Source organism: Bifidobacterium sp. LH_730 (assembly GCF_056355835.1).
Genome location: NZ_JBKETB010000001.1, coordinates 307,545 through 331,435, shown reverse-complemented (window position 1 = coordinate 331,435; position 23,891 = coordinate 307,545). Strand labels below are relative to the sequence as shown.

The following is a 23,891-nucleotide window of genomic DNA, read 5'->3' as shown; positions in this document are numbered from 1 at the left end:
TCGGAATATGACTCGTCTGCTCAAATCCACCGGACTGCCGGTCTGCCAGGCATATGCCCTGGCGCTGCTCGACCTCGATGGCGTCGTCTACCGGGGCAAGAACCCCGTCGAACATGCCGCCGACTCGATCCGCGCCGCCGAGAAGGCCGGCATGGTCATCGAATACACGACCAACAACTCCTCGCGCTTCCAATCCGTCGTGGCCGATCAGCTGCGCGGCTTCGGCCTTGACGTCGAGCCGTGGCAGATCATCACCTCCTCGGTCGTGGCCGCGCGCATGGTCGCGCGCGCCGTGCCGGCCGGTTCCAAGGTGCTGGTCGCCGGCGCCGACCACCTGCGCCAGGAGGTCGCGGGCCAGGGACTCGAGGTCGTCGATTCGGCCGCGGAGAACCCGGCCGCGGTCATCCAGGGATGGTTCCCCGACATCACTTGGCGGATGCTCGCCGAATGCGCCTTCGCCGTGGAGCACGGGGCCACCTATCTGGTGACGAACCGGGACCTGACGATTCCGCGCGAGATGGGCATCGCCCCCGGCTGCGGATCGCTGATCGAAGCCGTGATCACCGCCACCGGCGTCCAGCCGGTCTCCTCGGCCGGCAAACCCGAATCGGCTATGTATGACGAGGCCCGCATGCTCGCCGCGCGCGACGGCGCCGAACCCGTCGCCAAGGAAGCCTGCCTGGCCATCGGCGACCGCCTCGACACCGACATCGAGGCGGGCAACCGCGGCGGATACGATTCGCTCGCCGTGCTGACCGGCGTCACCAATCCGCTCGAACTGACGCTTGCCCCCGCCCATCTGCGCCCCACCTACGTGGTGAAGGATCTGCGGGGCCTGCTCGAGGCCCAGCCCGAGGTCACGCGCGTGGCCGACGGCTTCGCCTGCGCCGGAGCCACGGCCCGCGTTGCCGACGGCGCGCTGTCCGTCTCCGACCCGGGCGACATCAACGCGTTGCGCGCCGCCCTCTGCGCCGCATGGCAGGCCGGCGACGACGGCACGGACCTGGCGGCCCTGACGATGCCGGATTGGACGCTGTGATGCCCTATGATGGCGCCGCGGAGCAAAGCGGCGCGACCGGCAGGAGGGACGGCGGGGAGCGCGCGCCGTTGACCGAGCGATTCCCCCGGCTCGCCCGTCTCGACGAACTCGATGACGAGGCGCGCATCGCGGCCCTCCAGGGCGCGCTTGACGCGCTCAAAGGCGAACTGGACGGGCGGCGCGCATGAGCGGCGCGCACACCTCGGCCGGTGCCGGTGCCGGTGCCAGTGCCAGTGTCGGCGCCATGCGCCTCGATGCGGCGTTGGTACTCCGCGGAATGGTCGACACCCGTTCGAAGGCGCAGCGCCTCATCCGCGCCGGCCATGTCACGCTCGACGGCAGAACCGTCACGAAGCCCTCGACGGCCGTGACGGCGAACGATCTCCTCGACGTCGACAAAGGCGACGACTATGTCTCGCGCGGTGCCCTCAAGCTCGTCGGCGCCTTCGAGCGCTTCCAAGGCGACGGATTGGCCGAGCCCGAAGGCATGGACTGCCTTGACATCGGCGCTTCGACCGGAGGCTTCACCCAGGTGCTGCTGCGCCGCGGGGCCCGGCATGTCGTCGCGCTCGACGTCGGCCACGGCCAACTCGACCCGAGGGTCGGCTCCGACCCGCGCGTCACCGATATGAGCGGCGTCAACATCCGCGACCTGGAACCCGCGGACCTGCCCTATGCCCCGGCCATGGTCGTCTCCGACGTGTCCTTCATCTCATTGAGGTTCGTCATCCCGGTCGTCGCGCGCATCGCGGCGCCCGGCGCCCACATCGTGCTGCTGGTCAAACCCCAGTTCGAGGTCGGCCGGGGCAACCTCGGCAAACATGGCGTCGTCACCGATGAGGCGCTGCGACGCAAGGCATTGGAGGACGTGGCCGAATGCGCCCGCGCACAGGGTCTGACGGTCGTGGCGAGCGCTCCCTCCCCGATCGAGGGCACGCATGGCAACCGGGAATACCTGCTCTACGCCAAGGCGGGGGAGTGACGTCGTTCCCCTCGTCGCCCGGCCGCATCCGGAGCGTCTCCGCTATGCGCGCAGCCGCACGCGTCGGCCTGCGCCGCATATGACCGTCGCCGACGAGGACCAGTCCATCCCCAGGCTCTCGGAGCAGTCGATGCGTTCGACGCGGCAACCCTCGCGCAATGATATGATGCGCGCGGCCAGATGCCCGCAGACCAGTCCCTCGGCGTCGATCCGTCGGGCGGCCAGACGTGTCAGCATGCTCGTCGCCGCATAGTCTCCGGCGCCCAGACGGAACAGCAGACGGCTGGGCAGGGGGCGCAGCTCGAAGACCCGCGAATCAAGCGTCCGTCCGCGCAGCACGCCGTTGACCTCCGTGCTCTGTGCCGTGATCGAGGAGGCGTCCGTGAGCCGTCCGTTGACCCGCATCGCGCCGGCGCAGCGTATGACGCCCAGGCATTCGACGGAGCCCACGAGATCCATTCCGTCGCAGTCGATGCCGCCGTCCACCACCATCCTGCCATGGCCCCGGACCCGGCCGACGACCATATCCCCATGGCATCGCACCGTGCCGCCGTCCAACGTGAGCCGGCCTCCCTCGATGCGCGGCGCGTCGAGCGTGCCTTCGGCGACATCAAGCGCGTCGAAGACGACGCCGTCATCCAATCCCGCGTTTCCCGTCACCGTCAGCCGCCCATAGACGCCTTCGGGCACGCGGCCGTCGCCCACGTTCAGATCCATATCCCCGTCCTCCCATCCCACGGCGGAACAGGGCCGGCCGTGGGGCACAGAGGTATTATCGGGCGCGACGTCCGCGCGAAATGCCGTCGGAACGGCCCCGGAGGATATGGTTCGGGTCGATTTCGATGTGATTCGCGAATGCGGGGAGCGCTCAGCCGGCGATGAAACGGTCGATCTGCTTGGCGGGGCCGGCCAGGATCAGCTCGTCGTTGCGGTGCATGACTAGCTCGTTGGCGCCGTATTCGAAATCACGGCCCGGCGCCTTGCGCCCGACCACGACGATGCCATAGCGGTCATGCACCTTCGCGTCGGCGATCGACATGCCCACCACATGCGCGGGAGTGTGCACCTTGACGACCGTGTGCGGGCCCTCGATCTCGATGTAGTCGAGATAGTCGCCGGCCACCAGATGCCCGACGCGCTTGCCGGCGTCGGTCTCGGCGTTGATGATGTGCCGCGCGCCGATGCGCTGCAGGATGCGCGCATGCTCCTTGGACACCGACTTGGCCCACAGGTCGGCGATGCCCGCGTCCAGCAGGTTGCCGGCCGTGATCACCGAGGCCTCGACGCTGTCGCCGATCGCCACGACGGCCGTATCGAAATCGGCCGCGCCGATCTGCTCGACGGCCATCACATCGGTCATATCGGCCTGCGCCGTGGGAAAATACGCCGACCAGCGGGTCGTCAATTCCATGTCCCTATCGACGGCGAGCACATCCTGGCCCATCTGGTCGAGCGTCGTGGCCACCGCGCTGCCGAAGCGGCCCAGACCGACCACCAGCACGCTTTTGCCGTGTTCCGACATATCCGTTTGCCTCCTGTATGCGTTCTTTCAGTATGCCTTATGCCTTGCGCGCCCGCCCGCGTCAGCCGACGACGATCGACTCGACCGGATATCGCACCGCCTCTGGCGCGCGCGGCTGCGAGATCGAATAGGCGATCGTCATCGGCCCGAGCCGTCCCACGATCATCACGAAGGCGAGGATCAGCAGGGAGGCGGGGTTGTCGGGATTCGCCACGCCCACCGTGTATCCGCCGAGGCTGAAGGCCGAGCAGGTCTCGAACAGCGCGTCGGTCAGCGACCTGCCGGTCACCAGCATCAGCGACACCGAGGAGACGACGATCAGCGCGAAGCATGCGGTCGTCACACTCACCGCGGTCATCGTGATGCGCGTGGGGATGCGGCGGTGGAAGGCGTTGACGTCGTGGCGGCCGGTGAAGGCGGTGCGGCAGATGAGCAGGATCACCGCGAAGGTCGTCACGCGGATGCCGCCGGCCGTCGACGAGGAGCCGCCGCCGATGAACATCATGCCCGACATGAACACCTTCGTCTCCTCGCTCACCTGCGGCACCCACGACAGGTCGAAGCCGCTCGAACGCGGCATCACCGCCGCAGACAGGGCCGAGCGCAGCCTGGTCGAGGCGTCGGCGTTCTTGAAGAGGAACGGATTGTCCCATTCGGAGGCGAGGAACCAGATCAGGGACACGGCGACGAGCGCGAAGGTGGTGACCAGGGTGAGCTTGGTGTGCAGCGTCCAGCGGCGCGGGGAGAGCCGCAGCCGGGCGGAGCGCACGAGGTTGAGGATCACCGGGAAGCCGAGCGTGCCGATGAAGGCGGCGACGAGCACCGGCAGTCCCACCGCCCACGAGTTGACGTGCAGGCCGGCCGCGTCCGGCGTGAAGCCGGTGTTGTTGTATGAGGAGACGGCGTAGAACAGCGCCTCCCAGGCCGTGGCGGACAGGCGGTAGTCGTTGATGCGCAGCAGGCCGGGGAACAGGGCCACGAAGGTGATCGCCTCGATGGCGAAGGTGGTGACCATGACCACGGTGAGCACGCCGCGGACCTCGGACAGCTTCGTCGTGCCGAGCTCATTGGCGGCCAGCACCCGCTGCTGCACCTTGATATGCCGGCTGATGCCAAGCGTGATCAGCGAGGCGAAGGTCATCACTCCGAGCCCGCCGAGCTGCACGGAGATCAGGATGATGGCCTGGCCGAGCGTGGTCCAATGCTCGGCCGTGTTCACCACGGGAATGCCGCAGGTCGACAGCGCGGAGACCGCGGTGAAGAACGCGGTGACCAGGTCGGTGGATCCCTCCTCGCGCGAGGATGCGGGGATGAGCAGCAGGCCGGTGACCACGGCGATGAGCAAGACGTAGTAGATCAGCGACAGGCGCCCCGGATGGGAGAACAGATGGTAGGTGAGGCTGCGCTTGCGCGGGCGGCGCTCGTCGGCCGCCTGCTGCTGGAAATTCTCGTCGGCGAACCACCAGGCCAGCCCTCGCGAGGCCTCGCGGTTCGCGGACGCTTCGTCGAATAGCGGATCCGCCATCAGCGGTTCGTCTCCTTCGCCTCTCGTTCGTGACATGGGACATTGTAGGAGCCCGGGGGCTATGTGTCATCCCGGGCCCTCGGAATCTGTTCGATGCCTCGGATAGGATGGGCATGTTTGTGACGGCATATCGGAAGGGACGCGCATGGCGGTCAGACGGCATGCGGTGGTGGTGACCCACCCCAGACTGCGTGAAAGCGGCACCGTCGTGTCGGACGCGGTGGAGCGGCTGCGCAACGCGGGATTCGAAGTGAGTGTCAACGACGGCATCGCGGCGGGGGAATACGGCGCCAGCACGCAGGTCGTGCCCGAGGACACCGAGATCGTCGTGGTGCTGGGAGGCGACGGCACGATACTGGGGGCCGCCGAGCTGGTCCATTGCACGCGTGTGCCGATTCTCGGCGTCAATATGGGACATGTCGGCTTCCTCGCCGAATTCGAGCGTTTCCAGATGGACGAGGCGATACGCCGCGTCGCCGCGCGCGACTATTCGATCGACGAGCGCATGATCGCGCATGTGGACGTGTGGCTGCCCGGAGCCGACCGGCCGATCGAGGATTGGGCGCTGAACGACATCACCTTGGAGCGCGCCGACCGCGGCAAGATGGTCGAGCTGTCGATCCGCGTCGACGATGTGGAGATGAGCTCCTTCGGCGCCGACGGCGTGATCGTCTCGACGCCCACCGGCTCCACCGCCTACGCCTTCTCTGCCGGCGGTCCGATCATCTGGCCCAATGTCAAGGCCCTGCAGCTGGTGCCGCTGGCCGCGCACGCCCTGTTCGCCCGTCCCCTGGTCATCGGCGCGGACTCCGCCTTCACGCTGGATATCCTCGATGACTCCACCTCCGACGGCTGGATCTGCTGCGATGGCCGGCGCCAGCGCGCCCTGCCCAAGGGCACGCGCGTCGAGGTGCGCGCCTCGCGTGACACACTGCGGCTGGCCCGCCTCTCCGGCGCGCCGTTCACAAGCCGTCTGGTCTCCAAATTCGATCTGCCGGTCGTCGGCTGGCGCGAGCAGGCGCGTGGCGACGATGCGCGCCACCACGGGCGCCGTCTCCCGGCGGAAGGCTGAGACGCGCGATGCTCGAGGAACTCTCCATCCGCAATCTGGGCCCGATTCGCTCGGCCGTCATCACGCCGGCGCGAGGCATGACCGCGATCACCGGCGAGACCGGCGCCGGCAAATCCATGCTGCTCTCCGCCGTGCGCCTCGTCTCCGGTGACTCCGCCGATGCTGGGCGCGTTTCCGAAGGCGCCGACGAGGCATGGGCGCAGGCCGTATTCGCGCTTCCCGAGCTTGCCGGGGAGGCGGATGCCGCCCTCGAGGAGCATGCTGAGGCAAACACCGGCGCCGGCGCAGACGGCATCGAGGCCGGTGTGGGCGCGGCTTTGGCGGCCGCCCGACAGGCCGGTGTCGAGGCCGAGGACGGCGAGCTGTTCCTGTCGCGTTCGGTGCCCGCCTCCGGGCGCTCCCGCGCCGTGCTCGGCGGACGCACGGTGCCCCGTTCGGTGCTTGCCGCGGTCGCCGGCGAACTGATCACGATCCACGGCCAGTCCGACCAACTGAAGATCGCCTCCGCCGCGCGTCAGCGCGACTTCCTCGACGATGTGGCCGGCGACCGGACCGAGCTCGAGGCATATCGCGCCGCCTGGCGCGCGCTCAAGGCCATGGACGAACGCCTGGAACGGCTGCGCGACCAGCAATCCGACGCACGCCAGCGGGCCGACTATCTGCGCGAATCCATCGCCCGCATCGACCGGGTCGATCCCAAGGCCGGCGAGGACGAGGATCTCAAGGCGCGCCGCGCCCGCATCGAGAACGCCGAACAGATCGCGCGGGGGGTCTCGCAGGCTCTGGCCGCGCTCGATGCCTCCCAGCTCGACGTCGATGCCGATGGCGAAGGCGCCTCGGCGTTGATCGGACGGGCAGCGCAATCCCTGCGCGCCATCCATGTGGACGACGGGACCCTCCGCACGTTGGCGGACCGGCTCGACGCGCTCGCCTCCGAACTCGAGGACGTGGTCTTCTCCCTATCCGGGCAGCTCGATGGCGAAGGCGGCGAGGGAGACCTCGACGCGCTCAACGCGCGCATCCATGAGCTGGGCGAACTCACCCGGCGGTTCGGCCCCACTTTGGCCGATGTGATCGCATGGCGGCAGCGGGCCGTCTTCGAGGTCGAGGATCTCGACGCCTCGCCCGAGAAGGTCGCCGACCTCGAGCGGGAACGGGCCGGGCTTCTCGACGAGGCGCTGTCCGCCGCCGATGCATTGAGCCGGGCGCGCGCCGGCGCCGCGGCGGATCTGGCCGCCAAGGTCACCGATGAGCTGGGGTCGCTGGCCATGGCCGGCGCGGCGCTGGAGATTCAGGTCACGCCGCGCCAGGGCGACGGCGCGCTCGATGCGCATGGCCGCGATGACATCGCGTTCCTGTTCACCCCGTTCCCCGGCTCGCCGAAGCTGCCCATGGGACGGTCGGCCTCCGGCGGCGAGCTGAGCCGTCTGATGCTCGCCCTCGAATTGGCGGCCGCCGACCGGCGTCTCGCCGAGCCAGGCGAGGGGCACGACGTGCCGTCCATGACCTTCATCTTCGACGAGGTGGACGCCGGCGTCGGAGGCAAGGCGGCGGCCGAACTCGGCGCGCGTCTGGCCACGTTGGCACGTTCGGCGCAGGTCATCGTCGTCACCCATCTGGCGCAGGTCGCCTCCTGGGCGGACGCCCAGTTCGTCGTGGCCAAGGGGCGGGGCGACGACGGCGTGGCCACCGTCGTGACCGAGGCGAGCGGCGAGGAACGGGTGCGTGAGATATCCCGCATGCTCTCCGGCACCGAAACCGAGGCCTCCCTCGATCACGCCCGCGAACTGATCGACGAATGCAGGCTGCCATGACGCGGATCGACGACGCCACCCATATCGACAACACGGGCAAGGCCGCGATCTTCGACCTCGACGGCACGCTGCTCGACTCGATGGGCGTGTGGGACCAGGTCGATATCGACTTCTTGTCCCAGCGTGGCATCGATGTGCCGGACGATTATTCGGCCAAGGTCGCCTCGATGCAATTCCGGCAGATCGCCGAATACACGATCTCCCGCTTCCACCTGCCCGACACGCCCGAGGCGCTTATGGACGAATGGGATGAGATGGCCCGGGTCATGTATGCCACCGTCGTCGAGGCGAAGCCGGGCGCGGTCGATTACCTCAGGCGGCTCAAGGCCACGGGAGCGCGTCTGGCCGTCGCCACCTCGCTGCCTCCCGCGCTGCGGGGGGCGGCCATGGCGCATGTCGGCATCGACGGTTTCTTCGACGAGGTCGTCTCCGTGGATGACGTCGGCGACGTGGGCAAGGACCATCCCGACGTCTATCTGCTAGCGGCCTCGCGCCTGGGCGTCGAGCCCCGCGACTGCACGGTCTTCGAGGATCTGCTCGTGGCCATCCGTTCGGCGCGGTCCGTCGGCATGCGCGTGTGGGCCATGCAAGACGATTCCTCGGCCGGAGATTGGCCTGCCATCTGCGAGGAGGCCGACGGCATCCTGTTCGACGGCTTCGACCGTGCGCCCATGGCGCTGTAGCCGACTGGCCGGCCCGGTGCCCGCCGATTCCACGGGCGCCTCCGCTTCCCTCAATATGCGGCTTGTGCCGTGCGGCCATTACGATGGGGAGGCATGAGCGAATCCAAGGGCCTGTGGCCCGCGCCGCATGCCGTCCGTCCATTGGATGCGACGGTCCGGGTGCCGGGCAGCAAATCGTTATCGAACCGTTATCTCATCCTCGCGGCATTGGGCCATCGACCGGTCACTTTGGTCGGACTGCTGCGCTCGCGGGACACCGATCTGATGATCGGGGCGCTCGAGGCGCTCGGCGTGCGCTGCGAGGCCGATCCCGCTACGCCGACGACCGTCACCGTCACGCCGCCCGATTCCGGGCGCTTCGTCGGCGGTGCCGACGTCTTCTGCGGACTGGCCGGCACAGTGATGCGCTTCGTGCCCGGACTGGCGTTGCTGGCCGACGCCCCGGTGCGTTTCGACGGCGACGAGCAGGCCTATGCGCGTCCGATGAAGCCGGTGCTCGATGGGCTCGAGCAGCTTGGCGCACGCATCGACTATCATGGCGCCGAAGGCCGTCTGCCGTTCACCGTCACGCCACCGGCCTCGCTGCCGCAGCGTCGGGTCATCGTGTCCATCGACTCGTCCGGCTCCTCCCAGTTCATCTCCGGACTGTTGTTGGTCGGCGCCCGCATGCCGGGCGGCCTGGAACTGCGCCACACGGGGGAGAGGACCCCGAGTCTGCCGCATATCCGCATGACCGTCTCCGACCTCGGGGCCGCGGGAGTGGATGCCTCCGCCGACGAAAAATCGCGTGTGTGGAGGGTTGAGCCGGGCGCGGTGCAACTGCCCGAACGGGTCGTGGTCGAGCCCGACCTGTCGAACGCCGCGCCGTTCCTCGGCGCCGCGCTGATCGCCGGCGGCACGGTGCGCGTGCCGAACTGGCCGGAGGCCACCACCCAGCCCGGCGGATTGCTGCCCGGATATCTGGAGTCCATGGGCGCCAGCGTGTCCTTCCCGACCGATGCGACCGGCACACGGCATTGCGAGGTAAGCGCCCCCGCGGACGGCGTCATCCATGGCCTGGGGGACTTCGACCTGACCGCCGCCGGCGAGATCGCCCCCTCGCTGGCCGCCGTGCTGGTCTTCGCGGACAAGCCGACGCGCATGGTCGGCATCGGCCATCTGCGCGGCCACGAGACCAACCGCCTCGAGGCATTGGTCACCGAGATCGCCCGCGTGGGAGGACAGGCCCGCGAGCTTCCGGACGGCCTGGAGATCACGCCGGTGGCGCCGGGGGAGTTGCATGGCGCCGATATGGAGACCTACGCCGATCATCGCATGGCCACCTTCGCCGCGATGCTCGGCCTGCGCATTCCGGGCGTGCGCGTGAGAGATGTGGCCACCACGCGCAAAACGCTGCCCGATTTCGTGGATATGTGGTCGTCCATGATCGCATAGCGATCATATAAGACGACCACGCGAGGCGGAATAAGGAAGCCTCTCCGTTAGCCTGCGAAGGCCACCTCTCTCTGTCATCCTGAGCGGAGCCGCAAAGCGGCGTAGTCGAAGGATCTCGACGGGGATCCTTCGACTCAGGCCCATGGCCTTCGCTCAGGATGACAGGGAGGGCTGGGCCCTGCTCAGGATGACAGGGGAGGCTTCATAAAACCAAGAAAACCGCCCCGGTGAGGAGCGGTTTTCTCGATATTACGGCAGCCTAAAGCTTCAGGCGACCTTGTTGCCGTAGCTGTCCTCGCCGGCCTCGGCGATGGCGGCGGACTTGCGGGCGATGGCCAGCTCCTCGTTGGTCGGCACGATGGCGATGATCACGGAGGAGTCCGGGGTGGAGATGATGCGCGGCTCGGAGGAACGCTCCTCGTTCTTCGCCTCATCGAGCTTGACGCCGAAGGGGGCGAGCTTGTCGCACACGGCCTTACGCACCCACGTCGCGTTCTCGCCGACGCCGGCGGTGAAGGTGATCACATCGCAGCCGCCCATCTGATAGGTGTAGTTGCCGATGTAGCTCACGATGCGGTGCGTGTAGATGTCCAGGGCCAGCTGGGCGTCCTCGTTGCCTTCCTCGGCCAGGCGATGCACCTCGCGCATGTCGCCGTAGCCGGTCAGGCCGGTCAGGCCGGACTTCTTGTTGAACAGGGCGTCGAGCTCGTCCACGTTCATGTGGGCGTTGCGGATCAGGTGGAAGACCACGGCCGGGTCGATGTCGCCCGTGCGGCCGCCCATGACCAGGCCCTCGAGCGGGGTCAGGCCCATGGAGGTCTCGACCGGCTTGCCGGAGACCTCGGCGGAGGCGGAGGCGCCATTGCCGACGTGCAGGACGATCTGCTTCAAGCCTTCGGCAGGCTTGCCGACGATCTCGGGCACGACGGAGGAGACATATTCGTGGGAAGTGCCGTGGGCGCCGTAGCGGCGGATATGGTACTTCTCGGCGATGTCCTTGTTCAGGGCATAGGTGCTGGCGGCCTTCGGCAGCTGGAAGAAGAAGGAGGAGTCGAAGACGAAGATCTGCGGAACCTCGGGCAGCAGCTGGCGCATGACCTCGGCGCCCTTGGCCTCGGGGCCGTTGTGCAGCGGGGCCAGCACCGCCAGATCCTTGACCTGGCCGATGGTCTTGTCGGTCACGAGGGCCGGCTGCGGGAAGATGGAGCCGCCCTGGACCACGCGGTGGCCGACGGCCACGATGCCGGCGTCCTTGAGGTTCGGACCGAACTCGTCGAAGAAGCCGAGCACGCGCTTGAGGCCCTGCTCGTGGTCGTGGATCGGCTCGGAGAGCTTGTGCTTCTCGCCGTTGACCTTGTGCGTGTAATCGCCGTCAATCGGCTCGCCGATCTTCTCGACGAGGCCCGAGGCGAGGGCGTCGCCGGATTCAAGGTCGACCAGCTGGTACTTGATCGAGCTGGAGCCGGAATTGATGACAAGGACGGTTTTTGCCATTGTGGGCATCCTCCATTGTGATTGCTTGTTCCGCTGGCACGCGGATTACCGTTGATTAGATTACTCTTGACTTGCTACAAAACAGCGCTCCCCATATGGGGAGCGCCGATGTGCGCAATGGATGCGATTGGAAGATCACTGCGCTTCGATGGCGGTCAGGGCGATCGTGTTGATGATGTCCTGGACCAGGGCGCCGCGGGAGAGATCGTTGACGGGCTTGTTGAGGCCCTGCAGCACCGGGCCGATGGCCAGCGCGCTGGAGGAGCGCTGCACGGCCTTGTAGCCGATGTTGCCCGCGCACAGATCGGGGAACACGAACACGTTGACATGTCCGGCGACTTCGTTGCCCTTGGCCTTGGTGGCGGCCACGGTGGGGGACCAGGCGGCGTCGAACTGGACGGAGCCGACCACAGGCAGCTCGGGCGCGCGTTCCTTGAGCAGACGGGTGGCCTCCTCGACGAGGTCCACGTCCGGGCCCTTGCCGGAGCCGAGGGTGGAGTAGGAGAGCATGCCGACCTTCGGGTCGATGCCGAAGGCCTTCGCGGTCTCGGCGGACTGCAGCGCGATTTCGGCGAGCTGCTCGGCGTCGGGGTTGAGGTTGATCGCGCAGTCGGCGAACACGGCCACATGGTCCTTGAAGCACATGAGGAACGCGCCGGAGACGAGCTTCTGGCCGGGCTTGGTCTTGATGACCTGCAGAGCCGGGCGCACGGTGTTGGCGGTCGAATTGATCGAACCGGAGACCAGTCCGTCCGCATAGCCGAGCACGACGAGCATCGTGCCGAAATAGCTGGCATCGGTGAGGGTCTTGCGGGCCTGCTCCTCGGTCATGCCCTTCTTGGCCCTCAGCTCGCACAGCTTGGCGACCATGGGCTTAAGCACGGTTTCGTCAGCCATCGCCTGGAAGCGGGCGCGCTCGAGATACTTGAGTCCCAGTTCAGTGCCGCGTGCGAGGATCGCCTCACGGTCACCGACGATGATGAGATTGACGATCTCGCGCTCGAGCAGATAGTCGGCGGCGCGGATGATGCGATCCTCCTCGCCCTCCGGCAGCACGATGGTCTTCTTGTTGCCCTTGGCCTTGCCCAGCAGGCTGTGCTGGAAACGATATGCGGTGACGGGGAAGTCCACGTCCGTGTCGAGCGCGCGCAGCACCTCCTCGGTGGGCACATGCGCCTGGAATGTGGCCAGTGCGTCGGCCGCCTGCTCGCGGGTGGTGAACGGCGTCTGCGGAATCGTCCACACCGGCAGGCCGTACTTGGCCAGCGTCTGCTTGACGGAGACGGCATGGCGCGGCTCGCAGCCGGTCACGAAGATGCCGAGCACCTTGTTGCCGGCCTTCTCCATGCCTTCAATCGACAGCTGCACGGTTTCGTCGAGCTCGTGGGGCCAGCGGTCGATCGTGCAGACGGCGAGGAACACCCCCGCCTGTAGGTCGGCGGCGATGTTGGCGTTGAATTCGTAGCTCGTCGGGTCGTTGACATGCGAGCGGTCGGTGCCGACGATCAGCGCGGCGTCGGCACGGGAGACATCCATCGCGTCGTCGAATTTAGCGACGATATCCCCGCGGGCGGCGTCCTTGTCGCGGCGCACCTCGTGCACATCCAGTCCGGTGGACAGGGTCACACCAAGACCGGCGTTGGACGCGTCGAGCAACACGGGAGTGAATTCGTCGTGGTTGGAGACCGCGGGACGGAAGACAGCGGTCTTGTATTTGGTGGTAAGGGCCTTGAGCACGCCGTAGGCAACGACGTTGCGCCCATTGGCGCCTTCCGGGCTTGCGATATAGACGCGGGTGACGGTCACGATGTTGGTCTCCTTTGATGACAACTTGTTATATGGACCAACACCATATTCTACACATGCAAAAGGCCCGTGGGCGTGAACCCACGGGCCTTTTGCTCGGATCAGATCAGCGGATAGGATCCGAGCAAGGTGTTATCACTCGTTGTCGCCGGCGGTGGCGGCGGTGGCGGTGACGGCGCCCTGCTTGTCGGTCTTCACGTCGGAATACACCCAGTCGGTGTAATCCGGGTGATCGTAGCCGTTGTCGACCGCGAACTGGAAGGCTTCGGTGCGGAAGGCCTCCAGCTTGTCGATCTCGGCGGCGTACTTGTCGGCATCGATCATGCGCAGGGCCTCGGCCGTGAGCGCATAGCGATCCATGTCGTTGACGCGAACCATGTCGAACGGCGTGGTGGTGGAGCCCTGCTCCTTGTAGCCATGCACGTTGAAGTTGTCGTGGTTCGGGCGGTCGAAGATCAGGCCGCGCACGTCGTGGGCATAGGAGTGATAGGCGAACAGCACCGGCTTGTCCTCGGTGAACAGCTCGGCGAAGTCCTTGTCGGAAATCGCCTCGTCGTTCTCCTTGGTGGACTGGAGCTTGACCAGATCAACCACGTTGACGACCTTGAACTTGATGCCCATCTTGTTGAGCATGTCGGCGGCGGCCATGATCTCCTGGGCCGGCACATCGCCAGCGGAGGCGAGCACGACCTGGGTCTCGTCGTTGTTCTTGGCGGTGGAGGCCCACTTCCACTCGGCGGCACCGGCGGCGAGCTCCTCACGGGCCTCGTCGAGGGTCAGCCAGGTGGCGGCCGGCTGCTTGCCGGCGAAGATCAGGTTGATCTTGTTGGTGGACTTGTAGCACTTCTCGGCGACGGCCAGCAGCATGTTGGAGTCGCAGGGGAAGTAGATCTCGGTCACGTGGTCGTTGTTGAACGTCTTGTTCAGCATGACGGAGGAGACGCCCGGATCCTGGTGCGAGAAGCCGTTGTGATCCTGACGCCACACGTGCGAGGAGACCAGCAGGTTCATGGAGGCGATCGGCTTGCGCCACGGAATCTCGCGGACGGTCGCCTCAAGCCACTTGGCGTGCTGGTTGAGCATGGAGTCGATCACATGCACGAAGGACTCGTAGGAGCTCCAGATGCCGTGACGGCCGGTCAACAGGTAGGCCTCGAGGAAGCCCTCGCACTGATGCTCGGACAGCTGCTCGACGACGGCGCCGGAGTGGGCCATGTGCTCGTCGACCAGCGGGGAGATGTAGCCGGCGTCCCACTGCTTGTTGGTCACCTCATAGGCGGCCTGCAGACGGTTGGAGGCGGTCTCATCCGGTCCGAAGATGCGGAACTGGCCCATGTTCTTGGCGAGCACGTCGCGGGTGTAGGTGCCCAGGCGACGGGTGGCCTCGAGCTGGCCCCAGCCGTGGCCGAACTCCTTGACTTCCTTGACCTCGTAGTCGTCGAGGGTCGGCAGGGCCAGATCCTCGCGCAGCACACCGCCGTTGGCGTTCGGGTTGGCGCCGATGCGCAGCTCGCCCTTGGGCATGAAGGCCAGGACGTCGTCCTTCACGGCGCCGTTGGCGTCGAAGAGCTCCTCGGGCTTGTAGGAGGCCAGCCAGTTCTTGAGGACCTGGAAGTGCTCCTCGGTGTCGCGGGCGGAGGCCAGCGGGACCTGGTGCGAACGCCAGGAGCCCTCGGTCTTCTTGCCGTCGATGAACTTCGGGCAGGTCCAGCCCTTCGGCGTGCGGAAGATGATCATCGGGTAGAACGGGCGATGCATGTCGTCGGTGTTGGCGGCGGCCTTGATGTCGCAGATCTCGTCCCAGATGGCCTCGAACAGCTCGGCGAAGCGACGGTGGATGGACATGTGGTCCTCGTCGTCGAAGCCGGCCACGAACTCATAGGGCTCGTAGCCCATGCCGTGGAAGAACTCGTGGAGCTCTTCGTCGGAGATGCGCGACAGGATGGTCGGGTTGGCGATCTTGTAGCCGTTGAGGTGCAGGATCGGCAGCACGATGCCGTCGGTGCGCGGGTTCACGAGCTTGTTGGACTGCCAGCCGGTGGCCAGCGGGCCGGTCTCGGCCTCGCCGTCGCCGACGATGGCCGGCACGAACAGGCTCGGGTTGTCCATCACGGCGCCATAGGCGTGGGACAGGGCGTAGCCCAGCTCGCCGCCCTCATGGATGGAGCCGGGGGTCTCCGGGGCGAAGTGGGACGGGATGCCGCCCGGGTAGGAGAACTGACGGAAGAACTTCTGCAGACCAGCCTCGTCCTTGGTGATCTTCGGGAAGGTCTCGGTGTAGGTGCCGTCCAGATAGGACTGGGAGGTGCCGGCGGGGCCGCCGTGGCCCGGGCCCATGATAATCACCGTGTTCTGGCCGTGGTCGGCGATGAAGCGGTTGATGTGGCCGATGAGGAAGTTCAGGCCCGGGGTGGTGCCCCAGTGGCCGACGAGGCGATGCTTGACGTCCTCACGGGTGAAGGGCTCCTTCATCAGCGGGTTGCTGCGAAGGTAGATCTGGCCGATGGACAAGTAGTTGCTGGCGCGCCAGTACTTGTCAACGCCTTCGAGGGCCTCCTCGGAAACCGGAGCGTTCAGCTTCTTCCAGGGGGTGCCAATAACAGGATTCGTCATGTGTACTCCTGTACTCCTGCACTGTTGTGCGATTGATATTGTTGGTAGGTCGCGTGGTTCCCACAAGCCTTGCGGCGTCTAGGAACCGCGTTCCCAATCGCCTTACATGATATGTGGTGAAGGCGACTTCTGGCCGTTTATTTGCGGGTGTGTTTGAAAATGTTTGCTATTTGTTTAAAAAAGTTATAAAAAGATGGCCGTGTTGTGAATATGAATTTTTCGTGTCGATGACAAGAAAATGGCGTGATTCCAGCGATATCAACTGATTCCCATGGTTTCGAAGCGTTCGTTTCGAAGTGACGTCAGCCGGCGTGTTGGCGGGGAAACGAGCGCAAATGTGCGGTTTTCGCCATCCCCGCGTCGTGCCCGCTCCGCGTGCCGCAATGTCTGCGAAGACCGCCATAATCGAAGGCATCGGCCCACCTGTATCCCACACCTTATATATAGGGACATGGGCGAGCCCACATCCACCGAAGTTTCGAAAGGGAGTCCCATGGCAACAGGACCGGTGCTCGTCGTCGATTTCGGCGCGCAGTACGCCCAGCTCATCGCCCGCCGCGTGCGCGAGGCAAACGTCTACTCGGAGCTCGTGCCCCATTCGATGCCCGTCGACCAGATGCTGGCCAAGGATCCCCAGGCCATCATCCTGTCCGGCGGCCCCGCATCGGTCTACGAGCCCGGCGCGCCGACCATCGACACGAAGATCTTCGAGGCGGGGGTCCCCGTGCTCGGCATCTGCTACGGCTTCCAGGTCATGGCCCATGAGCTCGGCGGCGACGTCGACAAGGCCGCCCTCGGCGAATACGGCAAGACGGCCACCGTCATCGACGACGCCACTGGCCTGCTCGCCGGCTCCCCGGCCGACCAGAGCACATGGATGAGCCACGGCGTGGCCGTCACCTCCGCGCCCGCCGGCTTCGAAGTGCTCGCCCACACCGAAGGCGCGCCCGTCGCCGCCATGCAGGATCCCTCCCGCAAGCTCTACGGCGTCCAGTGGCATCCCGAGGTCAAGCACACGCCTCTCGGCCAGGAGCTCATCGAGACCTTCCTCCACGACTGCGCCGGACTTGGGCGTGACTGGGACGCCTCCTCGATCATCGAGGAGCAGGTCGCCAAGATCCGCGAACAGGTCGGCGACGCCCAGGTGATCTGCGGCCTGTCCGGCGGCGTCGATTCCTCCGTGGCTGCCGCGCTCGTGCACCGCGCGATCGGCGAGCAGCTCACCTGCGTCTTCGTCGACCACGGCCTGCTGCGCAAGGGCGAGGCCGAGCAGGTCAGGCGCGACTTCGTCGAGGCCACCGGCATCAAGCTCATCGCCGTGGATGCCTCCGAGGACTTCCTGACCGCCCTCAAGGGCGTCTCCGAGCCCGAGCGCAAGCGCAAGATCATCGGCGAGAAGTTCATCCGCACCTTCGAGAAGGCCCAGCGCCAGGTCATCGAGGAGGCCGGCGCCGCCGGCAAGGAAGTCAAGTTCCTCGTGCAGGGCACCCTCTATCCGGACGTCGTCGAATCCGGCGGCGGCGACGGCGCGGCCAACATCAAGTCGCACCACAACGTCGGCGGTCTGCCCGAGGATCTGAAGTTCGAGCTCGTCGAGCCCCTGCGCACCCTCTTCAAGGACGAGGTGCGCGCCATCGGCACCGAGCTCGGCCTGCCCGACGAGATCGTCTGGCGCCAGCCGTTCCCCGGCCCGGGCCTCGGCATCCGCATCATCGGCGAAATCACCAAGGAACGCCTCGACCTCCTGCGTGAAGCCGATGCCATCGCCCGCGAGGAACTCACCCGCGCCGGCCTCGACCGCGACATCTGGCAGTGCCCCGTCGTCCTCCTGGCCGACGTCCACTCCGTCGGCGTCCAGGGCGACGAGCGCACCTATGGCTCGCCCATCGTCCTGCGCCCCGTCTCCTCCGAGGACGCCATGACCGCCGACTGGTCCCGCGTCCCCTACGACGTCCTCGCCCGCATCTCCACCCGCATCACCAACGAATGCCGCCAGATCAACCGCGTGGTGCTCGACTGCACCAGCAAGCCCCCGGCAACCATCGAGTGGGAGTAGGCCGATAGGGTTCTGACCTGCATTTTTGAGTGCCGCGCTGTGCCGCTGAGTTTCGTTTCGTACGACAGTCATGGCAAAGCCACCGGCGACGGCGGTGAGTAAATACGATAATCTAGCCTCCGCTCCCATGTTGGAACGGAGGCTTTTTCTTTGCCTATTTACTCCCTTTCACCTGCGATTTCGCCATTTACTCCCCGTATTTCAAGACGGCAAAGCACTGGGCGGTATTCGGAGGAATGGGAGTAAGGATTCATCCCAAATGAGTAGACGCGCGGTTTTTGTCCCCGAGGACGAAACGAGGCCGTTTCGGGGCCCGTGAAACTCAAATCGAACTCAATAGGCTTTTCGGCGGTCTCCGCACGGCGTTTCCCCAGGTCGTTAATGGGGAGTAAAGAATCTCACCGTCTCAAGGAAAACGGGAGTAATCAGGGGAAATGCCGCGGCGTGCTGTCGCGTGCCGTCATATAAGCCACCGCGTCATTTACTCCCCAGGAGCGCCGAAAATGCCTTGACATGCAATGGGGAGTAAAAACTCAGCAGACGCAGGAGCGGGCGGAGCTCACCGCCTAGCCTGGCGTCCTGATTCGGTTGCGCTGGTTGCGAAATGCGGGGAGCCGCTACAGCGAGGCTTTCCAGCCCTCGTATTCGTCGGCGTCGATCTCGCCGTTCTCGAGCTGCGCGCGCTTCTCGGCCCACAGCTCGATCGCCATCGCGGCTTTGGGAGCGTGCGGCGCCTTGGGGTTCAGGGAGAGGCCCGAGCCGTCGGCTGCGGGAACGATGCCGAAGGAGTCCTCGAGCCGCACGAGCAGCGACATGAGGTCGCCCGCGGTCTCGACGCCGTAATCCTTGAGGGCGTTGACGGAAACGCCGAGCGCGGCGGAGATGGACTCGAGCAGCTCGGGCTTGACGGCGCGGATGCCGCTCTCGTAATGGCGCACGGCCCCCTCGGTCAGACCGACCGCCTCGGCGAGCTGCGCCTGCGTCATGCCGCGCAACTTGCGGTACCGCCTTATGTTCTCGCCTACGGACATGCGCCCTCCTCCTGGAATTACGTACCCGCACATCTTATCAGCGTACGCAAATGTACGCAATTCTATTGACAGTACGGATGCGTACGTTTACTCTCAATCTGTAAACCGTACATATACGTACGCTGTTGATTGGAGGAGCCATGGACGAGAAGGTGGCGAAGACGCCGAGGCCTCACATGCTAGACGCCGACGAGGTCGCGGAGCTGCTGAGGATCAAGAAAGGCAGCGCCTACGAGGTGATCAGGAGGATAAACGCCGAGCAGGAGGCGCGCGGGCGCGTGGTTATCCGCGGGCGCGTCCGAAGCGACGTCTTCGACGCACTGTACTTCCCGGAGGTGGACTGACATGCCCGTGTACAAGGATGACAACAACGGCACGTTCTACGTGCAGTGCTACTACCGCGACGCCCGCGGCTCGAAGCGCCACAAGACGAAGCGCGGCTTCTCCTCCGAGGTGGAGGCCGCAGTGTGGGAGAGCCAGTTCAAGAGCCTTAACGGCGGGGCCATGGACATGACGTTCTCCGAGTTCGTCGAGGTGTACGCCTCCGAGGTGAAGCCGCGCATACGCGAGCACACGTGGATCACCAAGGAGTACATCATCAACGACAAGCTCGTGCCGTTCTTCGGGGACATGCGCATGTGCGACGTGAGGCCGATCGACGTCATCAGGTGGCAAAACGAGCTCACCGAGCACCGGGACGCCGACGGGAAGCCCTGGGCGCCGACGTACCTGCGCACGGTGAACAACCAGCTCAACGCCATCTTCAACCACGCCGAGCGCTACTACGGCCTCACCGACAACCCGGTGCGCAGGGTCGACAAGATAGGGTCGAAGAAGGGCGGCGAGATGCAGTTCTGGACCAAGGACGAGTACCTGAGGTTCAGCGAGGCCATCATGGACAAGCCTCTCTCGTTCCACGCCTTCGAGCTGCTCTACTGGACGGGCATCCGCTGCGGCGAGCTCCTGGCGCTCACGCCGTCCGACTTCATGCTGGAGAGCTCGCGGCTGCGCATCAACAAGTCGTACCAGAGCCTCCACGGCATGGACACCGTGACCGACCCCAAGACGCCCAAGTCGGTGCGCACGATCGTCATGCCCGCCTTCCTGCGCGACGAGATGGCGGACTTCATCGAGATGCGCGACGACGTCGCCCCCGACGAGCGCCTGTTCGCCGTGACCAAGCACTTCCTGGCCCATGAGATGGAGCGCGGGTGCAAGGCGTCTGGCGTGAAGCGCATCCGCATACACGACATACGCCACAGCCATGTGAGCCTGCTGATCGAGATGGGGTTCTCCGCGCTTGCCATCGCCGAGCGCATGGGCCACGAGGCGGTTGACATCACCTACCGCTACGCGCACCTGTTCCCCACGAAGCAGGACGAGATGGCCGCCGCGCTCGACGGGGCGAGGGGGTAAGAAGGATGCCGTGCGAGAACAGCGCCCGCAAGCGCAGCAAGACGATGGCGTTCCGCTGTACGCCCGAGGAGCACAAGCTCATATGCGAGATGGCAGCTTGGAGCGGCATGAGCAGGCAGGACTACATCATCGCCAAGCTGACCGATACCAAGGTCGAGGTGAAGCCCTCTGTGAGCGTTCAGAAGGCGCTGAAGGACACGATGACGGAGTTGGCCAAGGAGGTCCGGCTGGCGGCCTCCTACGGCGAGCTGAGCGAGTCCCTGCAGCAGAGGATCGAGCTCGTGATGAGGTTCTTCCTGGCGCTCGGCGAGGGGGTTGAGGCACCAGTGACGGAAGCGCCACCGCAAACCTCGCATTTGGAAGAGCCGACAACATCCGTCATGGATGCGGGCTCCGACACCGCAAGCATCTTCGAGATGGGGCGCATGTAAGGTTTAACGCCAGACCTCCAACGCCTTGTCCGCAAGCCATTCGGCGCGATCGGCGATATCGCCCTCGTCCCAAGACTCCTTCTCCAGGGCGCCGGCCATGGTCGCAAGGCCGGCGGCGCAGAGGGCAAGACCGTCCTTGTATCCCTTTCCCTGCTTCTTGGTGGGCCAATCGGCATCGCGGATGGAGGCGTTAAGGGAATGCGTGATGATGGCGAGGTTGCCGAGCGTGAGGAGCTTCCTGTCCCTTCGCGTGGCAGCCTCATCGTCGAGGGCTCCCCATTTGTTGCGCCACTTCTTGGGCATCATGTGTTCGAGGGTGTACTGGTTGAACCCGAGCAGGGCCGTGCTGCTCATGTCTGGGCGAATGGCGCTTTCCAGCAGATAGAGAACGCCCTTGGACTGAAGGTTGTACAGACACGATTCCTCGAACGCCCTTCGAACCTCGTCATCGCCGGGCATGTACGTCGTCGCCTCTTCGTTGGCTTCAAGAGCCTTCCTCAGCGTCTCCGCGTCCTTCACCTCGTTCAGGATCAGCGAGGTGAACAGCCTGTTGTAGTTCTTCGTGGTCGCCTGAACCAGCGTTCGGCGGACGATGTAGCTCTCAAGCAGGGCGAAGACCTCGGATTCCTCGCCCGAAGACTCCGCGTTCTTGCGAACGTAGAGCACGTACGGGATGAGCGTCGAGTTCTTGAGGCCGAATATCAGCACGTTCAGGCGCTCGACGCCGGGAGCGGAGGGGATGTCCGCGTCGCAGTAGCCGGGGTCGAACGTGGACTCGAACACCTCGTGATTTTATCAATGATATTTCGCAATAGCCAGCAATGAACGCTTGCATTGCGCAAGACGTTACATTATCTTCTGAAACATATAGCGCACCTTGTCCAGGCGGCTGTTTGGACGGCGGGGCTGGATGACTGGCTTGCCGACAGCGGCCTGATACCCTTTCAGTTCTGTAAGGCATACGCTCTGCCCGTTGGTGTAAAAGGCCAGATCAGTACGGTATGCCTGTATACAGCGGGCGGGAATCTCGCCAGTAAAGACAACTTCATCCTTTTTTACCTGGGCCGTTTCGATGGTGGCACAGTATTTCGGTGCATCATGATAAGCCCTGGAAAGATATTCCCGGGGCGCATAGAGGGTGAAGGAGAGATAAGGTTCCAGCAGTTGCGTCCCTGATTCCTTCAATGCCTGTTCCAATACAATCGGGGCCAATGAGCGGAAGTCCGCCGGCGTGCTGACCGGACTGTAATAAAGCCCGTATTCAAAGCAAATCTTACAGTCCGTTACGTTCCAGCCGAACAAGCCCTGCTCCAGCCCGTAACGGATACCATCCCTGACAGCGTTTTGAAAACTCTGGTTCAAGTATCCCAGCGAAACCCGGCTCTCGTATTGTACACCGGAGCCAAGCGGGAGTGGTGTAACAGACAGTCCGATGGATGCCCAAAACGGGTTGGGCGGCACCTCGATATGGATGGTGTGGCTGGCTGCTTTGAGCGGCCGCTCCATATAAATGACGGTGGGTTCCTTTACCACTGTTTCAAGCTTGTATTTTTCCGACAGCAAAGCGGAAACAACCTCCAACTGCACCCGGCCCAAAAAAGAAAGAATGATCTCATGGGTGATGGAATCCACCTCGTAGCGCAAAAGCGGGTCAGTATCCGCAAGTTGCGTAAGAGCGTCCAGCAGCCGTTCTCTTTGCGCTGCCGTTTTCGGCGCAATCGACGTCCGCAGCATGGGGAGGGGGTCCTCACGCCACCTTTTACGAGGGAGCCGGGTTGGGTCCCCTAATACATCGTTTAACCTCACGCTGTCGCTGGGAAGGATAACAATTTCACCCGGATAAGCGGTGTCTGTCCGAACAATTTCCCCTTTGGATGGAATACGCATCTCTGTGATTTTCAGCTTTTCTCTCCCGGCCAGGGCCACCGTATCCCGCAGGCGCAGCGTTCCGCTGTATAGCCGTAGATAGACACGCCGCTGGCCGCAATCTGTATACTCCACCTTGAAAACGCTGCCGCATAGGGCGGCGCTCCCCTGTTCCCCAATCGGTTGGAACAGCCCTGTCACCGCATCCATCAACGGTTGAATGCCAAGGCCCTTTTTGGCGCTGCCATAATAGACCGGGAACAGGGAGGCGTCTTGAACCCGCCGCTGTTCCTCCCGCACAAGTTTTTCCCGGCTGATTGGTTCTCCTGCGATATACTTTTCCAATAATTTATCGTTATTTTCGATGACCGCATCCCATGCTTCTATGTCGGTATTTTCCTCCAGGACTATTTCCGGGGACAGCGACACCGTCTGCTTGATGATAATATCGGCGGAGAGCTTATCCCGAACAGACTGAACCACGCTCTGCAAATCAACGCCAGCCTGGTCGATCTTGTTGATAAAGATAACGGTGGGAATGTTCATTTTCCGCAGGGCATGGAACAGAATACGGGTCTGGGCCTGCACGCCATCTTTAGCGGAGATCACCAAGATGGCCCCATCTAAAACAGCCAAAGAGCGGTACACCTCCGCCAAAAAATCCATGTGGCCGGGCGTATCCACAATGTTGACTTTACATCTGTGCCACTGGAAGGAAGTGACTGCCGCTTGAATGGTAATCCCACGCTGCCGCTCCAAAAACATGGTGTCCGTCCTCGTTGTCCCTTTTTCGACGCTCCCCGGTTCTGAAATGGCTCCGCTGGCATATAGCAGGCTCTCCGTCAAGGTCGTCTTTCCAGCGTCTACATGGGCAAGAATTCCAATATTGATTATTTTCATGTGATTGTCCTCCCTTTACTGCCCCGAAGGGCATAAAATCCCCAGCAGTAAAATACTTTTACCACTGGGGATGATAATTTGCGGACATACACATATACAGCATACACCTGTTTGTGAGTGCTGTTTTTGGGGATATGTCAAAATTGATAAGGCAAAAGTATTCTTAAATTGGGTACAAAAAACTAAGCTCCTACAAAAGGGACTATC

Annotated in this window: 20 protein-coding genes; 11 read left to right on the top strand and 9 right to left on the bottom strand. The window is 64.4% G+C overall.

The genetic code is table 11. The features are described 5' to 3' along the window. The first annotated feature begins 7 nt into the window (after positions 1-7). The 3 genes from AC1AUD_RS01705 to AC1AUD_RS01695 are packed head-to-tail and all read left to right on the top strand — an operon-like array spanning position 8 to position 2,021. On the top strand, positions 8-1,039 hold the full coding sequence (locus AC1AUD_RS01705; protein ID WP_476571458.1) for an HAD-IIA family hydrolase: 1,032 nt from the start codon (positions 8-10) through the stop codon (positions 1,037-1,039). After that, a complete protein-coding gene (locus tag AC1AUD_RS01700; protein WP_476571456.1) occupies positions 1,036-1,227 on the top strand; it encodes a hypothetical protein in 192 nt (63 codons plus the stop codon). The genes AC1AUD_RS01705 and AC1AUD_RS01700 overlap by 4 nt, the downstream gene beginning before the upstream one ends. A 56-nt stretch (positions 1,228-1,283) precedes the next feature. Continuing rightward, positions 1,284-2,021, top strand: a complete 738-nt coding sequence (locus AC1AUD_RS01695) for a TlyA family RNA methyltransferase (RefSeq protein ID WP_476571759.1) — start codon at positions 1,284-1,286, stop codon at positions 2,019-2,021. Between the two features lie 42 nt (positions 2,022-2,063). Here the strand turns inward: AC1AUD_RS01695 and AC1AUD_RS01690 are convergent, their stop codons facing one another. The 3 genes from AC1AUD_RS01690 to AC1AUD_RS01680 all read right to left on the bottom strand — a co-directional run bounded on the left by AC1AUD_RS01690 (position 2,064) and on the right by AC1AUD_RS01680 (position 5,068). Next, complete coding sequence (locus AC1AUD_RS01690) at positions 2,064-2,738, bottom strand: hypothetical protein (protein ID WP_476571454.1); 675 nt, start codon at positions 2,736-2,738, stop codon at positions 2,064-2,066. Between the two features lie 151 nt (positions 2,739-2,889). Beyond that, on the bottom strand, positions 2,890-3,543 hold the full coding sequence (locus AC1AUD_RS01685; protein ID WP_476571452.1) for an NAD-binding protein: 654 nt from the start codon (positions 3,541-3,543) through the stop codon (positions 2,890-2,892). Positions 3,544-3,604: 61 nt separating this feature from the next. Continuing rightward, positions 3,605-5,068: a TrkH family potassium uptake protein gene (locus tag AC1AUD_RS01680; RefSeq protein WP_476571450.1), complete on the bottom strand. Its 1,464-nt coding sequence runs from the start codon at positions 5,066-5,068 to the stop codon at positions 3,605-3,607. Between the two features lie 145 nt (positions 5,069-5,213). On the opposite strand from AC1AUD_RS01680, the gene AC1AUD_RS01675 reads away from it, so the two are divergent. The 4 genes from AC1AUD_RS01675 to aroA all read left to right on the top strand — a co-directional run bounded on the left by AC1AUD_RS01675 (position 5,214) and on the right by aroA (position 10,071). Then, positions 5,214-6,140, top strand: coding sequence for an NAD kinase (locus AC1AUD_RS01675; RefSeq protein ID WP_476571448.1), 927 nt, complete (start codon positions 5,214-5,216; stop codon positions 6,138-6,140). Positions 6,141-6,148: 8 nt separating this feature from the next. Beyond that, positions 6,149-7,954 carry a DNA repair protein RecN gene (gene recN / locus AC1AUD_RS01670; protein ID WP_476571446.1) on the top strand — a complete coding sequence of 602 codons (1,806 nt, stop codon included), beginning with the start codon at positions 6,149-6,151 and terminating at the stop codon, positions 7,952-7,954. After that, positions 7,951-8,637: an HAD family hydrolase gene (locus AC1AUD_RS01665; RefSeq protein ID WP_476571444.1), complete on the top strand. Its 687-nt coding sequence runs from the start codon at positions 7,951-7,953 to the stop codon at positions 8,635-8,637. Before recN ends, AC1AUD_RS01665 begins: the two co-directional genes overlap by 4 nt. A 93-nt stretch (positions 8,638-8,730) precedes the next feature. Further along, positions 8,731-10,071, top strand: a complete 1,341-nt coding sequence (gene aroA, locus AC1AUD_RS01660; RefSeq protein WP_476571442.1) for a 3-phosphoshikimate 1-carboxyvinyltransferase — start codon at positions 8,731-8,733, stop codon at positions 10,069-10,071. 267 nt (positions 10,072-10,338) lie between these two features. On the opposite strand, the gene AC1AUD_RS01655 is transcribed toward aroA, so the two are convergent. The 3 genes from AC1AUD_RS01655 to AC1AUD_RS01645 all read right to left on the bottom strand — a co-directional run bounded on the left by AC1AUD_RS01655 (position 10,339) and on the right by AC1AUD_RS01645 (position 15,984). Further along, positions 10,339-11,565, bottom strand: a complete 1,227-nt coding sequence (locus AC1AUD_RS01655) for an acetate/propionate family kinase (protein ID WP_476571440.1) — start codon at positions 11,563-11,565, stop codon at positions 10,339-10,341. 135 nt (positions 11,566-11,700) lie between these two features. After that, positions 11,701-13,371, bottom strand: coding sequence for a phosphate acetyltransferase (gene pta, locus AC1AUD_RS01650; protein ID WP_476571437.1), 1,671 nt, complete (start codon positions 13,369-13,371; stop codon positions 11,701-11,703). A 135-nt stretch (positions 13,372-13,506) separates the two neighbouring features. After that, entirely contained in the window at positions 13,507-15,984 is a 2,478-nt protein-coding gene (locus AC1AUD_RS01645; protein WP_476571435.1) for a phosphoketolase, read from the bottom strand. 493 nt (positions 15,985-16,477) lie between these two features. Here AC1AUD_RS01645 and guaA point away from each other — a divergent pair, with 493 nt between their 5' ends. Then, positions 16,478-18,040, top strand: coding sequence for a glutamine-hydrolyzing GMP synthase (gene guaA / locus AC1AUD_RS01640; protein WP_476571433.1), 1,563 nt, complete (start codon positions 16,478-16,480; stop codon positions 18,038-18,040). 617 nt (positions 18,041-18,657) lie between these two features. Here guaA and AC1AUD_RS01635 read toward each other — a convergent pair. Further along, positions 18,658-19,071, bottom strand: a complete 414-nt coding sequence (locus tag AC1AUD_RS01635; protein WP_042433222.1) for a helix-turn-helix domain-containing protein — start codon at positions 19,069-19,071, stop codon at positions 18,658-18,660. Positions 19,072-19,211: 140 nt separating this feature from the next. Here AC1AUD_RS01635 and AC1AUD_RS01630 point away from each other — a divergent pair, with 140 nt between their 5' ends. Genes AC1AUD_RS01630 through AC1AUD_RS01620 form a run of 3 tightly spaced genes read left to right on the top strand, consistent with a single transcriptional unit; the run spans position 19,212 to position 20,918 of the window. Continuing rightward, on the top strand, positions 19,212-19,415 hold the full coding sequence (locus AC1AUD_RS01630) for a hypothetical protein (protein WP_042433219.1): 204 nt from the start codon (positions 19,212-19,214) through the stop codon (positions 19,413-19,415). Position 19,416: 1 nt separating this feature from the next. Further along, positions 19,417-20,487, top strand: coding sequence for a site-specific integrase (locus AC1AUD_RS01625; protein WP_042433216.1), 1,071 nt, complete (start codon positions 19,417-19,419; stop codon positions 20,485-20,487). A 5-nt stretch (positions 20,488-20,492) separates the two neighbouring features. Continuing rightward, complete coding sequence (locus AC1AUD_RS01620; protein ID WP_042433213.1) at positions 20,493-20,918, top strand: plasmid mobilization protein; 426 nt, start codon at positions 20,493-20,495, stop codon at positions 20,916-20,918. Positions 20,919-20,921: 3 nt separating this feature from the next. On the opposite strand, the gene AC1AUD_RS01615 is transcribed toward AC1AUD_RS01620, so the two are convergent. Beyond that, positions 20,922-21,701 carry an HNH endonuclease family protein gene (locus AC1AUD_RS01615; RefSeq protein ID WP_052297779.1) on the bottom strand — a complete coding sequence of 260 codons (780 nt, stop codon included), beginning with the start codon at positions 21,699-21,701 and terminating at the stop codon, positions 20,922-20,924. 63 nt (positions 21,702-21,764) lie between these two features. Next, entirely contained in the window at positions 21,765-23,684 is a 1,920-nt protein-coding gene (gene tet(W), locus AC1AUD_RS01610) for a tetracycline resistance ribosomal protection protein Tet(W) (RefSeq protein ID WP_476571429.1), read from the bottom strand. Positions 23,685-23,891: the final 207 nt, after the last annotated feature.

Coding starts and splice junctions, on each gene's coding strand:
- AC1AUD_RS01635 (WP_042433222.1), bottom strand. CDS start 19,071: ATGTCCGTAGGCGAGAACATAAGGCGGTACCGCAAGTTGCGCGGCATG.
- AC1AUD_RS01645 (WP_476571435.1), bottom strand. CDS start 15,984: ATGACGAATCCTGTTATTGGCACCCCCTGGAAGAAGCTGAACGCTCCG.
- AC1AUD_RS01695 (WP_476571759.1), top strand. CDS start 1,284: ATGCGCCTCGATGCGGCGTTGGTACTCCGCGGAATGGTCGACACCCGT.
- AC1AUD_RS01665 (WP_476571444.1), top strand. CDS start 7,951: ATGACGCGGATCGACGACGCCACCCATATCGACAACACGGGCAAGGCC.
- AC1AUD_RS01680 (WP_476571450.1), bottom strand. CDS start 5,068: ATGGCGGATCCGCTATTCGACGAAGCGTCCGCGAACCGCGAGGCCTCG.
- AC1AUD_RS01675 (WP_476571448.1), top strand. CDS start 5,214: ATGGCGGTCAGACGGCATGCGGTGGTGGTGACCCACCCCAGACTGCGT.
- AC1AUD_RS01620 (WP_042433213.1), top strand. CDS start 20,493: ATGCCGTGCGAGAACAGCGCCCGCAAGCGCAGCAAGACGATGGCGTTC.
- AC1AUD_RS01655 (WP_476571440.1), bottom strand. CDS start 11,565: ATGGCAAAAACCGTCCTTGTCATCAATTCCGGCTCCAGCTCGATCAAG.
- guaA (WP_476571433.1), top strand. CDS start 16,478: ATGGCAACAGGACCGGTGCTCGTCGTCGATTTCGGCGCGCAGTACGCC.
- recN (WP_476571446.1), top strand. CDS start 6,149: ATGCTCGAGGAACTCTCCATCCGCAATCTGGGCCCGATTCGCTCGGCC.
- AC1AUD_RS01625 (WP_042433216.1), top strand. CDS start 19,417: ATGCCCGTGTACAAGGATGACAACAACGGCACGTTCTACGTGCAGTGC.
- AC1AUD_RS01630 (WP_042433219.1), top strand. CDS start 19,212: ATGGACGAGAAGGTGGCGAAGACGCCGAGGCCTCACATGCTAGACGCC.
- AC1AUD_RS01705 (WP_476571458.1), top strand. CDS start 8: ATGACTCGTCTGCTCAAATCCACCGGACTGCCGGTCTGCCAGGCATAT.
- aroA (WP_476571442.1), top strand. CDS start 8,731: ATGAGCGAATCCAAGGGCCTGTGGCCCGCGCCGCATGCCGTCCGTCCA.
- AC1AUD_RS01685 (WP_476571452.1), bottom strand. CDS start 3,543: ATGTCGGAACACGGCAAAAGCGTGCTGGTGGTCGGTCTGGGCCGCTTC.
- AC1AUD_RS01690 (WP_476571454.1), bottom strand. CDS start 2,738: ATGGATCTGAACGTGGGCGACGGCCGCGTGCCCGAAGGCGTCTATGGG.